This window comes from Halomonas icarae, from assembly GCF_009901955.1.
Classification (GTDB): Bacteria; Pseudomonadota; Gammaproteobacteria; order Pseudomonadales; family Halomonadaceae; genus Halomonas; species Halomonas icarae.
The window spans coordinates 3,099,552-3,111,473 of sequence record NZ_WUTS01000001.1 but is presented as its reverse complement, the minus strand read 5'-3'; the positions used below and the strand labels follow the sequence as shown (position 1 = coordinate 3,111,473).

At 67.3% G+C, this 11,922-nt stretch carries 13 protein-coding genes; 6 read left to right on the top strand and 7 right to left on the bottom strand.

Going from position 1 to position 11,922, the window contains the following annotated elements:
* Window positions 1-23: 23 nt before the first annotated feature.
* The 6 genes from ndk to trmJ form a co-directional block, all read right to left on the bottom strand.
* Window positions 24-449 (bottom strand): nucleoside-diphosphate kinase, encoded by a 426-nt coding sequence (ndk, locus tag GRB80_RS14275; protein ID WP_132043633.1) that lies wholly within the window; start codon window positions 447-449, stop codon window positions 24-26.
* Between the two features lie 233 nt (window positions 450-682).
* Window positions 683-1,009 (bottom strand): HesB/IscA family protein, encoded by a 327-nt coding sequence (locus GRB80_RS14270; protein WP_132043635.1) that lies wholly within the window; start codon window positions 1,007-1,009, stop codon window positions 683-685.
* Window positions 1,010-1,064: 55 nt separating this feature from the next.
* Window positions 1,065-2,222: an IscS subfamily cysteine desulfurase gene (locus GRB80_RS14265; RefSeq protein ID WP_132043637.1), complete on the bottom strand. Its 1,158-nt coding sequence runs from the start codon at window positions 2,220-2,222 to the stop codon at window positions 1,065-1,067.
* A gap of 32 nt (window positions 2,223-2,254) precedes the next feature.
* Window positions 2,255-2,725 carry an Rrf2 family transcriptional regulator gene (locus GRB80_RS14260; RefSeq protein WP_132043731.1) on the bottom strand — a complete coding sequence of 157 codons (471 nt, stop codon included), beginning with the start codon at window positions 2,723-2,725 and terminating at the stop codon, window positions 2,255-2,257.
* Window positions 2,726-2,822: 97 nt separating this feature from the next.
* Window positions 2,823-3,692 (bottom strand): serine O-acetyltransferase, encoded by an 870-nt coding sequence (gene cysE / locus GRB80_RS14255; RefSeq protein WP_132043639.1) that lies wholly within the window; start codon window positions 3,690-3,692, stop codon window positions 2,823-2,825.
* Window positions 3,693-3,812: 120 nt separating this feature from the next.
* Window positions 3,813-4,562 carry a tRNA (cytosine(32)/uridine(32)-2'-O)-methyltransferase TrmJ gene (gene trmJ, locus GRB80_RS14250; protein WP_132043641.1) on the bottom strand — a complete coding sequence of 250 codons (750 nt, stop codon included), beginning with the start codon at window positions 4,560-4,562 and terminating at the stop codon, window positions 3,813-3,815.
* A gap of 156 nt (window positions 4,563-4,718) precedes the next feature.
* Here trmJ and GRB80_RS14245 point away from each other — a divergent pair, with 156 nt between their 5' ends.
* Window positions 4,719-5,513, top strand: coding sequence for an inositol monophosphatase family protein (locus GRB80_RS14245; protein ID WP_132043643.1), 795 nt, complete (start codon window positions 4,719-4,721; stop codon window positions 5,511-5,513).
* Between the two features lie 77 nt (window positions 5,514-5,590).
* On the opposite strand, the gene hisC is transcribed toward GRB80_RS14245, so the two are convergent.
* Complete coding sequence (gene hisC, locus GRB80_RS14240) at window positions 5,591-6,655, bottom strand: histidinol-phosphate transaminase (RefSeq protein ID WP_161424007.1); 1,065 nt, start codon at window positions 6,653-6,655, stop codon at window positions 5,591-5,593.
* Window positions 6,656-6,764: 109 nt separating this feature from the next.
* On the opposite strand from hisC, the gene GRB80_RS14235 reads away from it, so the two are divergent.
* The 5 genes from GRB80_RS14235 to mnmH all read left to right on the top strand — a co-directional run bounded on the left by GRB80_RS14235 (window position 6,765) and on the right by mnmH (window position 11,913).
* On the top strand, window positions 6,765-7,664 hold the full coding sequence (locus tag GRB80_RS14235) for an AEC family transporter (RefSeq protein WP_161424006.1): 900 nt from the start codon (window positions 6,765-6,767) through the stop codon (window positions 7,662-7,664).
* Between the two features lie 97 nt (window positions 7,665-7,761).
* On the top strand, window positions 7,762-8,211 hold the full coding sequence (locus tag GRB80_RS14230; RefSeq protein WP_132043649.1) for a copper resistance protein NlpE N-terminal domain-containing protein: 450 nt from the start codon (window positions 7,762-7,764) through the stop codon (window positions 8,209-8,211).
* A 143-nt stretch (window positions 8,212-8,354) separates the two neighbouring features.
* Entirely contained in the window at window positions 8,355-9,740 is a 1,386-nt protein-coding gene (radA, locus tag GRB80_RS14225; RefSeq protein ID WP_161424005.1) for a DNA repair protein RadA, read from the top strand.
* Window positions 9,741-9,790: 50 nt separating this feature from the next.
* Window positions 9,791-10,828 carry a selenide, water dikinase SelD gene (selD, locus tag GRB80_RS14220; RefSeq protein WP_161424004.1) on the top strand — a complete coding sequence of 346 codons (1,038 nt, stop codon included), beginning with the start codon at window positions 9,791-9,793 and terminating at the stop codon, window positions 10,826-10,828.
* Entirely contained in the window at window positions 10,825-11,913 is a 1,089-nt protein-coding gene (mnmH, locus tag GRB80_RS14215; RefSeq protein ID WP_161424003.1) for a tRNA 2-selenouridine(34) synthase MnmH, read from the top strand. Before selD ends, mnmH begins: the two co-directional genes overlap by 4 nt.
* The last annotated feature ends 9 nt before the right edge of the window (window positions 11,914-11,922 follow it).

The window sequence follows — 11,922 nt, the reverse complement described above, 5'->3', positions numbered from 1 at the left end:
CAGGGCCCCGCCCGGAGTCTCGATCAGCGCGGGCAGATCTCGTCGGCGCCGAAGAAGTAGGCGATCTCGCGCTCGGCGGACTCGGGGGAGTCGGAGCCGTGCACGGCATTGGCGTCGATGGTCTCGGCGAAGTCGGCGCGGATGGTGCCCGGTGCGGCTTCCTTGGGGTTGGTGGCACCCATCAGCTCACGGTTCTTGGCGATGGCGTCGTCGCCCTCGAGCACCTGCACGACCACCGGGCCGGAGGTCATGAAGCCGACCAGATCCTTGAAGAACGGGCGCTCCTTGTGCTCGGCGTAGAAGCCGCCGGCCTTGTCGTCGTCCAGCTTGAGCATCTTGGCGGCCACGACCTGAAGGCCAGCCTTCTCGAAGCGCGAGATGATCTCGCCGATGGCGTTCTTGGCGACGGCGTCGGGCTTGATGATGGACAGGGTGCGTTGGGTAGCCATGGGCTTGTCTCCAGTAAGGGTGATGGAAATCGATGGATAGCGCCACGCCGCCCTCTGGCTTGCGGCAAGCAGGGCGGCGCGGTGAATCGGGTGATGCGGCTCGGCGTCCGATGGTTCGGCGGTGCGCCGACTGGGCGAGGATTATAGCGTCCCGGGGCGGCGTTGAACAATCGTCGCCGCCTCTGGGTGGTCAGCCGACGGTCGAGCCGGTCGAGGTCGTTTCGTTGACGGGCCTAGACGGTGAAGCTCTCACCGCAGCCGCATTCATCCTTGACGTTGGGGTTGTTGAAGCGGAAATAGCGGTTGAGCCCCTCGTTGACGTAGTCGACCTCGCTGCCATCGAGCATCTCCAGGGCCTCAGGCGCGACGAAGACCTTGACCCCATGCTCCTCGAAGCAGGTGTCGTCATTGGCCGCCTCGTCGGCGAAGTCGAGCACGTAGCTGTAGCCGGAACAGCCGCTGGGCTTGACCGACACACGCAGTCCAAGGCCCTGGCCGCGCTCGTCGAGTACCCGACGGATCTGCTCGGCGGCGGCGTCGGTGATAGTGAGATGCGACATGGGTCTCTCTCCTGTTGTGAATGCTGTTGCAGGGGGTGCGCCAGTCGTGAACGCGTCATCTGGCCTGGCGGCGCAGGCCTACCAGGGCGTGGCGCAAGGCCTCCAGGGCCCGGTCGATGTCGGCCTCGGTAGTGAAGCGTCCGAAGCTGAAGCGCAGCGAGGCGAGCGCCAGCGCTCGCGGTAGACCGATGCCCTTCAGTACATAGGATGGCTCGACACTCGCCGAGTTGCATGCCGAACCGGTGGAGAGGGCGATATCGCGCAGTGCCATCAAGAGCGACTCGCCCTCCACGCCCGCGAAGGCCAGATTGAGAATATTGGGTACGGAGGCTTCCAGTGCAGTGTTGCAGTGGATGCCGTCGAGATCGGCGAGCCCGTCGAGCAGGCGGTCACGCAGCGCCTCGATGCGCGCCTGGTCGCCGGCACCCTCGGTGCCGGCGAGGGCGAAGGCCTCGCCCATGCCGACGATCTGGTGGGTCGGCAGAGTGCCGGAGCGCATGCCCCGCTCGTGGCCGCCGCCGTGAATCAACGCCTCCAGTCGAATATCGGGGTGGCGCCGCACATAGAGGGCGCCGACGCCCTTGGGCCCGTAGGCCTTGTGCCCGGAGAGCGACATCAGGTCGATGCCGAGGCGCCGTACATCGAGGTCCAGGCGGCCTACCGCCTGGGCGGCATCGACGTGGAAGGCGGCGCCACCGGCGTGGGCCACCTCGGCCAGGGCCGCCAGGTCGTGGATCACTCCCAGCTCGTTGTTCACCGCCATCAACGACACCAGCACGGTGTCCTCGCGCATCGCCTCGCGCAGCTGTGCCGGGCTGATCCGGCCGTCGTGGGACGGCGTCAACCAGGTGACGTCGAAGCCCTCGGCCTCCAGGGCGTGGGCGGTATCCACCACCGCCTTGTGCTCGATCACCGAGGTGATCAGGTGGCGGCCGCGGTGGCGGTTGGCACGCAGGAAGCCGGTCAGGGCCAGATTGTCGGCCTCGGTGGCGCCGCTGGTCCAGACGATCTCGCGAGGGTCGGCGCCGATCAAGTCGGCCACCTGGCGACGGGCATTCTCCACCGCCTGCTCGGCCTGCCAGCCCAGCATATGGCTGCGCGAGGCGGGATTGGCGAAGATGCCATCGAGGGTCAGGTGGCGCGCCATCAGCTCGGCGACTCGGGGGTCGGCGGGGGTGGTGGCGGCGTAGTCGAGATAGACGGGTGTGGTCATGGCCTCGGGTAGTCTCGAGTTCGGCCTGGCGATCACGTCGCCGAGGCGAGGATGCCGTCACCATCGAGGCGACGACGTTGACGGCTGGCGATCCGCTGGATCTCCTGGCGGTCGGCCAGCTGGCCGAGGGTGACGCCGTCGAGGAAGCCGTGGATATGTTCCGACAGCTCGCACCACAGATGGTGGGTCAGGCAGGTATCTCCCTGCTGACAGTCGGAGAGGCCTCCACAGCGCGTGGCGTCCACCGACTCATCCACGGCGTCGATCACTCGGGCCACCGAGATCGCTTGCGGCTCCTGGGCCAGTAGATAGCCACCGCCCGGGCCGCGCACGCTCTCCACCAGCCCGCCGCGGCGCAGGCGAGCGAACAGCTGTTCAAGGTAGGAGAGCGATATCTCCTGGCGACGCGCGATATCGGCCAGGCAGATGGGTCCGCTATGGGCATTCATGGCCAGGTCGAGCATGGCGGTGACGGCGTAGCGTCCCTTGGTGGTCAGGCGCATGGCGTCCTCGGCACCGCCGAAGCGGCGTTGGGTCATCATCGGCTCGCTGGGAGCGCGCGGGTCGAAACGGCATTATGGGAAAGACCGAGTGGCAAGGTCAACCATTCGTGCCGGACCCCTCGTCGGCTCGATCGCGCCTGTCGTCGGAAGCAGGGGCTTTCTCGGGCTCCTTCTCGGGGGGCTTGCAGGGGTCGTCGAGTACCTCGGCGAAGTCCTCGTCGCGCAGCTCGGGCATCTCCCCGGCACGGTAGCTGGCGTCGACCTTGCGCAGGGTCTGGCACATGCGCTCGAGACGCTCATCCACGGCGTGCATATGGTCGAGCATCGCCTGAATGGAGCGCGCCACCGGGTCGGGCATGTCCTCGCTGACCCCATAGGCGTCGAAGCCGAACTTGCGACGAATCGCCTCGCGGCGACCCGGATCCACGTCCAGGGTGTCGGCGGTATCCGGCTCCTCGCGCTTGACGATCTTGCCGGGTATGCCCACCACGGTGGCGCCGGCCGGCACCTCCTTGGTGACCACGGCATTGGAGCCGATCTTGGCGCCGGTGCCGACGCTGAAGGGGCCTAGGATCTTGGCGCCCGCACCGACGATCACGCCATCCTCCAGGGTGGGGTGGCGCTTGCCCTTGTTCCAGCTGGTGCCGCCCAGGGTTACCCCCTGGTAGAGGGTGACGTCGTCGCCCACCCTGGCGGTCTCGCCGATCACCACGCCCATGCCGTGGTCGATGAAGAAGCGCCGGCCGATGGTGGCCCCCGGGTGGATCTCGATGCCGGTGAGCCAGCGCGAGAAGGTGGAGAGGCTGCGGGCCAGCCAGCGCAGGTTGGCGCGCCACAGGCGATGGCTCAGGCGGTGGAGCAGCAGGGCGTGCAGGCCCGGGTAGTTGGTCAGCACTTCGAGGAAGTTGCGCGCCGCCGGGTCACGGTCGAAAACGCTGTTGATGTCCTCACGCAGGCGTTGAAACATGCAGCGGTCCTTGGGCTTGGATGGGCAGGGCGGCAGCCGCCGCGGATGGTCATTTTAGTGTGGGGGCGCCGGTGAAGGCCTTCAAGGCGAAACGGGGCTTTTCACCGGTGCCTTGCCTTTTCAGTCATCGCGTGGCGGGGCGAGCTTCTCGGTCTCCGTGAGGATGCCGCGCAGGATATTGAGCTCCATGCGCTCGGGGCGGGCCCGCAGGGTAAAGCGGCGCAGCCGGGCCATCAGCTGGCGAGGCTTGGCCGGGTCATGGAAACCGATGGCGACGAGAGTGCGCTCCAGGTGGGCGAAGTAGTGCTCGAGCTCGGCATGGCTGGCCAGGACCTGGTCGGGATTCGTGGGCTCATCGGTATCGGCAGGCTCACTTGTCAGCCAGGCCTGGCGGCATTCATAGGCGAGCACCTGCACCGCCGCGGCCAGGTTCAGCGAGCTGAAGTCGGGGTTGGTGGGGATGTGCACATGAGCATGACAGCGCTGCAGCTCGGCATTGGTCAGGCCGCTGTCCTCTCGACCGAATACCAGCGCCACCCGGGCATCAGGCTCGACCAGCTCCGCGGGCAGGCGGTCACCCACCTCACGTGGCGAGAGCATCGGCCAGGGGAGGGTGCGCGAACGGGCGCTGGCGCCCACCGTCAGGGTGCAGTCGGCGACGGCCTCCTCCAGAGTGCCGACCACTCGGGCGGCGTGTACCAGATGGTCGGCACCCGAGGCGCGCGATACGCTCTCGGCGGTGATCGGCTCACAACGTGGTGCCACCAGGCTCAGGTCGGCCAGGCCCATATTGTGCATGGCGCGGGCGGTGGCGCCGATATTGCCGGGGTGGCTGGTGCCGATCAGGACGATTCGTATGCGCTCGAGCATGGGTCAGGGTCCGGTGCTACTGGAAGTTTAGGGGCGCAGTCTAGCATGCGAGCGCCGCCGTGGATGGCGCGTCCCGAGCGCTTCTGCTAGGATTCGCGACATCGTTTCGAGTGAACGTCCCGTTCTTTAACACCACCGACTCCCCAAGGCCCGATCATGCATCCGATGGTCCAATACGCGCTGCGCGCCGCTCGCAGTGCCGGAGAACAGTTCCTGCGCATCCGTGAGCGCATCGAGAACTCCCACCAAGAGCACAACCTCGAGCGTCTGCTGCAAGATGCCGCGCGCAACGCCGAGACGCTGATCGTGCGTCAGCTCTCCCGCGGTTATCCCCAGCACGGCGTCGTCGGTCGATTCACGCCTCACCGTGAAGGTGAAGGCGAGGGGCGCGATGTGCTGTGGCGCATCGAACCCTTCCATGGCTACTCCAACCTCGAGGTGGCTGCCCCCGGCTTCGCGCTGTCGCTGGTCTGCCTGATCAAGGGTCGTGCGGAGCATGCGGTGGTGATCTGTCCCTTCAGCGACGACGAGTACCTGGCCAGCCGGGGTCGTGGTGCCCAGCACAACGGCAAGCGTATCCGTGTGCCTGGCCGCCATGCCGTGACCGGCACGCGCATTGCCATGGGACTGCCCGACGCCACCCTGCGTAGCCGCCATCTGCCCGCCTATCTGACCCTGGTGCAGCAACTGGGCCCGCTTATCGAGATGCAGCGCGCCACCGGCAGCGGCCTGCTCGACCTCGCCGAGCTCGCTTCCGGTCGTGCCGATGCCGCCTTCGTGCTGGGGCTGGAGGAGCAGGAGCTGCATGTCGGCAGCCTGCTACTCAAGGAGTCCGGCGCACTGATGGGGACCCCGGATGGTCAGCCCCTGGTGGAGGCGGATGGTCGGCTGATGGCCGCCGGTCCGCGCCTCTACAAGGCGCTGGTACAGCAGCTCAAGCCGCACTTCTAGGCGGGTGAGCTCATGAAAAGCCCCATGGTGCCTGAGCACCATGGGGCTTTCGTGTTTCTGGCATCCGGCTTTCGGGCTCAGGCGGGTGCCTGACAGAGAGTCTCCAGGGTCTCGGTGAGGCTGGTCATCTCATCCTCGGTGCCGATACTGATGCGCAGATGATCGCGCAGCGCCTCGGTATTGAAGTGGCGAACCAGGATGCCGCGCTTGCGCAGTCCCACGAACAGCTGGGCGGCGTCCTGCTCGGGGTGATGCGCCAGCAGGAAGTTGGCCTGGGAGGGCAGCACCTCGAAGCCGAGCCGTTCGAGACGGTCGCGGGTGCGCTCACGGGTGGTGATCACTCGCCCTCGGCATGCCGCGAAGTGCTCGCGGTCGGCCAGGGAGGCGATGGCCACGGCGCTGGCCAGGCTGTCGATTGGATAGGAGTTGAAGGAGTCCTTGACTCGCTCCAGCCCCTCGATCAGCTCCCGGGAGCCTACCGCATAGCCCAGACGCAGGCCGGCCAGGCTGCGGGACTTGGAGAAGGTGCCGGTGACCAGCAGGTTGGGGAAGCGCTCCACCAGCGGCACCCCACTCTCGCCCCCGAAGTCCACGTAGGCCTCGTCGACCAGCACCACCGACTCGGTGATGCGCTCGAGCAGGGTGGAGAGGGCCTCGCGGGTATGACCGTGGCCGGTGGGGGCGTTGGGATTGGCGAAGATGACGCCGCCGGCCGTGGCCGAGAAGGCCTCGAGGTCCACCGACCAGTCGGCGGCCAGCGGCAGGGCCTGGCGCTCGATGCCGTAGAGGCGGCAGTAGACCGGATAGAAGCTGTAGCTGATCTCCGGCATCTCAAGCGGCCGCCCCTGGCGGAAGAAGGCCTGGAAGGCCAGCGCCAGCACCTCGTCGGAGCCGTTGCCCACAAACACCTGCTGTGGCTCGACGCCTAGCTCCTCGGCCAGCGCCTCACGCAGGGCACGGGATTCGGGGTCCGGGTAGCGGCGTAGATGGTCGCTGGGGAAGTCACGCAGCACGGCGCCGACCCCGGGGGCCGGCGGATAGGGATTCTCGTTGGTGTTCAGCTTGATCAGCTGCTCGCGGGGCTGCTCACCCGGAATATAGGGGGTCAGCTCGCGCACCTCGGGGCTCCAGAACTTGCTCATCGCTCTCGCTCGGGTCATGGAGGGGATACCAGCATGGTGACCCGCCCGGCCGGGCCGCGCAAGCCGTGCTAGGCTGGGGCTCCTGTTCCCTGATGACAATGACGTCGCGATGACCGCCCAGATTCTTGCCACCCTGCTGCCGGTATTTCTGATCGCCGGATGCGGAACCCTCTACGGCCGCCTGCGCAACCCCGATATCGCTACCCTCAATACGCTCAACATGGAGCTGTTCGTGCCCATGCTGGTGTTCGCCGTGCTGGCCGATGGCCAGTCGCCACTTGAGGAGTACCTGGGGCTGGCGCTGGGTGGAGCCGTGGTGGTGCTGGGCTCCGGGCTGCTGCTGTGGCCTCTGGCCAGGCACCTTGGCCTGGAGGTGAAGACCTTCCTGCCACCGATGATGTTCAACAACTCCGGCAACATGGGCATCCCTCTGCTGCTGCTGGCTTTCGGCAAGGCGGCGCTGCCCGCCGCGGTGGTGCTGTTTATCGTCGAGATGCTGCTGCACTTCACGGTGGGGCTGTGGATGTTGCGCCCCGGCTCATCGCTGCTGCGGCTCCTGCGCCTGCCCATCGTGTTGGCCACCCTTGCCGGCCTGGCGGTCAACCTGTTCGGCGTGACGCTGCCGGGCTGGCTGCTGGAGGCGCTGCACATGCTCGGCGGGGTGTGCATTCCGCTGCTGCTCTTCGCGCTGGGCGTGCGCATGCTCGATATCGACTTCTCGGACTGGAAGACCGGTCTGCTGGGCGCCTTGCTATGCCCCCTTTCAGGGCTGGTGCTTGCCGCGCCGCTGATCTGGCTGCTGGGGTTGACCGGTCTGCAGGCCGCGGCACTATGGGTGTTTGGCGCCCTGCCGCCGGCGGTACTCAACTATCTGGTGGCCGAACAGTATCGCCAGGAGCCCCACAAGGTCGCCTCGCTGGTGCTGATCGGTAACCTCGGTTCGCTGGTGGTGATGCCGGTGGTGCTGGCGCTGGTCTTTGCCTATGTGCATGCTGGTATCGGCGGCTGAGGTGCTGAGAAACTGTGCGCCGGCCCTGTCAGCGGTTATGCTGTGAGTCAGGCCGCCGTGCCAAACGAAGCAACGACCACTGTCCAGGAGGATATATATGCAAATCAGGACCTTGCTCGCCGGATCGGCCCTGCTCGCGCTGCTGGCCGGGTGTGCCACCGGCCCCAGCGGTGGCCCGGGTGGCGCCGCCGTGGAGCCCGATGAAGAGCGCTACCAGGGAACTCTGCCGTGTCGCAACTGTGACGGTATCGACCTCGATGTGCTGATGCGTGGCGATGAGCAGGCCGCTGCCGCGGAGCGTACCTTCGAGCTCAATGCCTCCTACCGTGGCCACCCCCAGAGCCCCCCGGACGAGACCTACGCCGGCAACTGGGAGGTGCTCTCCGGCACCGCCAACGAGCCCGATGCCACTGTCTACGAGCTCACTCCTGACGGCGAGGGGCAGATCTACTACTTCCTGCGCCTCGATCCTCAGACCCTGGAGCTGATCGACCCCGAGCGTCGCCGCTTCCAGAACAGCGAGATGCTCCAGCTCAAGCGTCAGTAATCGCCGGCGAATGATGCTGAGTGATCCAGTGGGGCGGCCTTTTGGCCGCCCCCTGCCGTTGAGGCAGATGCCGCGCCTCCCCTGCGGGGTCTGGGGCCTCGCCCAAGCGGTTTTCTACGATTTAACCACCGATGAGACATGCCATGGCCAAGGTAAAGAGCGCCTTCGTCTGTACCGAATGCGGCGCCGAGTACCGCAAGTGGCAGGGACAGTGTGGAAGCTGTCGCGAATGGAACACCCTCAGCGAGGTGCGTCTCGCTCCGGCACGGCCCGGCGGCGGGAGCGCCGCGGCAGCGGCGGGCGGCGGTCGTGGCGGCTATGCCGGTGCCCTGACTCGCGAAGTGGTCGACCTGGGCAGTGTCGATCTCAGCGAGGTGCCGCGCCTCTCTTCCACTTTCGCCGAGTTCGACCGGGTGCTGGGCGGGGGCCTGGTGCCCGGTTCGGCGGTGCTGCTGGGCGGCCACCCCGGGGCGGGTAAGTCGACCCTGCTGCTGCAGACCGCCTGCAAGCTGGCCCAGCAGCAGGGGGTTCTCTATGTCACCGGCGAGGAGTCGCTCTCCCAGGTGGCGATGCGCGCCCACCGACTGCAGCTGCCCACCCAGGGGCTGAAGATGCTGGCCGAGACCAGTGTCGAGACCGTGTTGGCGGTGGCCGAGCGCGAGCGGCCCGACATCCTGATCATCGACTCCATCCAGACCATGCATCTGGAGGATATCGCCTCGGCCCCGGGCGGCGTGGCCCAGGTGCGCGAATCCGCGGCGGCGCTGACGCGCTTCGCCAAGCAGAGCAACACCGTGCTGCTGCTGGTGGGGCATGTGACCAAGGATGGCAGCCTGGCCGGCCCCAAGGTGCTGGAGCACATGATCGATGCCTCGCTGTTGCTGGAAGGGGGCGCCGACTCGCGTTTTCGTACCCTGCGCGGTCAGAAGAACCGCTTCGGCGCGGTCAACGAACTGGGGGTCTTCGCCATGCTCGAGCACGGTCTCAAGGAGGTGAAGAACCCCAGTGCCATCTTCCTGTCGCGCACCGAGGAGCAGGCGCCGGGCAGCCTGGTGATGGTGGTATGGGAGGGCACTCGGCCGATCCTTGTTGAGGTACAGGCGCTACTCGATGATTCGCCACTGGGCAATCCGCGTCGGGTCGCCGTGGGTCTCGACGCCAACCGCCTGGCGATGCTGCTCGCCGTGCTGCACCGCCACGGTGGCCTGTTCACCGGTGACCAGGATGTCTTCCTCAACGTGGTTGGCGGGGTCAAGGTGCTGGAGACCAGCGCCGACCTGGCAGTGCTGTTGGCGGTGGTCTCCAGCCTGCAGAGCCGTCCGCTGCCGCGCGAGCTGGTGGTGTTCGGCGAGGTGGGGCTTTCCGGCGAGATCCGCCCGGTGCCGAGCGGTCAGGAGCGTATCGTCGAGGCCGCCAAGCATGGCTTCACCCGTGCCATCGTCCCGCGTGCCAATGCCCCCAAGCATGCCCCGGAAGGCATGGAGGTCGTCGCGGTGGACAAGCTTGCCGATGCCCTTGAGGCCCTGTGAGCGGGGTCCTTGGTGTTAGAATGCCCATCACTGATTGCGAGGAGAATCCGATGAGCGCCATCCGCCTGACACAGTACAGCCACGGCGCCGGCTGCGGCTGCAAGATCGCCCCCGATGTACTCGACGGCATCCTGGCCAAGGCCGGTCCCGGCGCGAGCCATTCGCGCCTGATCGTCGGCAATCAGGGCCGCGAGGACGCCGCCGTCTACGATCTGGGCGATGGCCGCGGCATGATCGCAACCACCGATTTCTTCATGCCCATCGTCGACGACCCCTTCGACTTCGGGCGCATCGCCGCCACCAATGCCATCAGCGATATCTACGCCATGGGCGGCACCCCGGTCATGGCGCTCGGTATCCTCGGCTGGCCGCTGGACAAGCTACCCGCCGAGGTGGCCGGCGACGTGATGGCCGGTGCCCAGGCAGTGTGTCGCGAGCTGGGGCTGGCCCTGGCCGGTGGCCACTCCATCGATGCCCCGGAGCCTATCTTCGGCCTGGCGGTGAACGGGCTCGTCGAGCTCGATCACCTCAAGCTCAACAAGGGCGCCAGGCCCGGTGATCTGCTGTTCCTGACCAAACCGCTGGGGGTCGGCATGCTAACCACGGCGGAGAAGAAGGGGCTGATCGAGCCCGGCCACCAGGGCCTGGCCCGGGAGACCATGCTGCGCTCCAACCGCATCGGCGTAGACCTGGCCCGGATAGCGGGAGTGCATGCCATGACCGATGTCACCGGCTTTGGGCTCGGCGGCCACCTGGCCGAGGTGTGCGCGGCCAGTGAGGTGGCCGCGCGCATTGACTTCCGTCGCCTGCCGCGGCTGGCCGAGGCCGAGGCCTATCGCCGCCGGGGCGCGATGCCGGGGGGGACCCTGCGCAATCGCCAGGCCTTGGGTGCTAGCCTGCCCGAGATGGACGAGGCCCACTGGCAGTGGCTGTGCGATCCCCAGACCTCCGGCGGCCTGCTGCTGGCCGTGGACCCGGCCTGGGAAGATGACGTCGAGCGCATCGGCCGTGAGCATGGCCTGACCCTCCAGCCCTTCGGCGAGATCGTCGAGGCCAGCGGGCCGGCGCGTATCGAGGTGCGTGGATGAGTGAGCTGCCGCTGGTCGACCCCGACCCGGGGCTGCTGAGCGAGGGGCGACGGCTTATCGATGTGCGTGCCCCCGTGGAGTTCATTCAGGGGGCTCTGCCCGGGGCGGTCAACCTGCCGTTGATGGATAACGAGGAGCGGCGACTCGTCGGTATCGAATACAAGCAGCGTGGCCAGGCGGCGGCCATCGCCCTGGGTGAGCGACTGGTCCGCGGTGAGGTCAAGGCGGCCCGGGTCGCGGCCTGGAAGGCGGAGCTCGAGCGGCACCCCGATGCCATCGTCTACTGCTTTCGCGGCGGTCTGCGCTCGCAGATCGCCCAGCAGTGGATCCGTGAGGCGGGTATCACCCGGCCACGTATCCGCGGCGGCTGGAAGGCGATGCGCCAGGCGCTCTGTGCCCGCATCGATGCCGCCGCCGAGCAGCCGCTGCTGGTGGTGGGCGGGCTCACCGGCTGCGCCAAGACCGATCTGGTGCTGGCGCTGGACAACGGCCTGGACCTGGAGGGGTGCGCGCGTCACAAGGGGTCCGCCTTCGGCCGCCACCCACTTCAGGCCCCCAGCCAGATCGACTTCGAGCACGCCATGGGCCTGCGCCTGCTGGCGCTGCCGGGCCCGCTGGTGGTGGAGGATGAGTCTCGCCATATCGGTGGCTCCAACCTGCCCCAGGCCTTCTGGGAGGGGATGCAGCGCGCCCCGCGGATACGCGTGGAGATGTCCCTGGACTGGCGCCTGGCGCAGATCCACCGTGACTATATCGAGGAGCTGTGGACGGTCTATCACCGACAGTTCGGCGAGTGGCTGGGCTGGGCCCTGATGCGCAAGCAGCTGGAGGAGTCTCTGGCCAAGCTGCGCAAGCGTCTCGGCAGCGCGCGCCTGGCTCGGCTGCAACGGCTCCAGGAGCTGGCCTTTCGCGAGCATGAGCGGGGCAACTCCCAGGCCCACGAGGCGTGGCTGGCGCCACTGCTGACCGAATACTATGACCCCATGTATCGTCACCAGCTGGAGAAGCGCGACCCGGGCGACTTTCTGCATGTGGGTGACTGGGAGAGCTGCCTTGCGTTCGCGAGGGAGTGGTCGGCGCAGTAGCGGAGAGGG

Excerpts from the sequence above, each read along its gene's own strand:
- GRB80_RS14235 (WP_161424006.1), top strand. The coding sequence starts at position 6,765 with ATGACCGCCCAGATTCTTGCCACCCTGCTGCCGGTATTTCTGATCGCC.
- GRB80_RS14245 (WP_132043643.1), top strand. The coding sequence starts at position 4,719 with ATGCATCCGATGGTCCAATACGCGCTGCGCGCCGCTCGCAGTGCCGGA.
- ndk (WP_132043633.1), bottom strand. The coding sequence starts at position 449 with ATGGCTACCCAACGCACCCTGTCCATCATCAAGCCCGACGCCGTCGCC.
- radA (WP_161424005.1), top strand. The coding sequence starts at position 8,355 with ATGGCCAAGGTAAAGAGCGCCTTCGTCTGTACCGAATGCGGCGCCGAG.
- hisC (WP_161424007.1), bottom strand. The coding sequence starts at position 6,655 with ATGAGCAAGTTCTGGAGCCCCGAGGTGCGCGAGCTGACCCCCTATATT.
- selD (WP_161424004.1), top strand. The coding sequence starts at position 9,791 with ATGAGCGCCATCCGCCTGACACAGTACAGCCACGGCGCCGGCTGCGGC.
- GRB80_RS14230 (WP_132043649.1), top strand. The coding sequence starts at position 7,762 with ATGCAAATCAGGACCTTGCTCGCCGGATCGGCCCTGCTCGCGCTGCTG.
- mnmH (WP_161424003.1), top strand. The coding sequence starts at position 10,825 with ATGAGTGAGCTGCCGCTGGTCGACCCCGACCCGGGGCTGCTGAGCGAG.
- cysE (WP_132043639.1), bottom strand. The coding sequence starts at position 3,692 with ATGTTTCAACGCCTGCGTGAGGACATCAACAGCGTTTTCGACCGTGAC.
- GRB80_RS14270 (WP_132043635.1), bottom strand. The coding sequence starts at position 1,009 with ATGTCGCATCTCACTATCACCGACGCCGCCGCCGAGCAGATCCGTCGG.
- GRB80_RS14260 (WP_132043731.1), bottom strand. The coding sequence starts at position 2,725 with ATGCGCCTGACCACCAAGGGACGCTACGCCGTCACCGCCATGCTCGAC.
- GRB80_RS14265 (WP_132043637.1), bottom strand. The coding sequence starts at position 2,222 with ATGACCACACCCGTCTATCTCGACTACGCCGCCACCACCCCCGCCGAC.
- trmJ (WP_132043641.1), bottom strand. The coding sequence starts at position 4,562 with ATGCTCGAGCGCATACGAATCGTCCTGATCGGCACCAGCCACCCCGGC.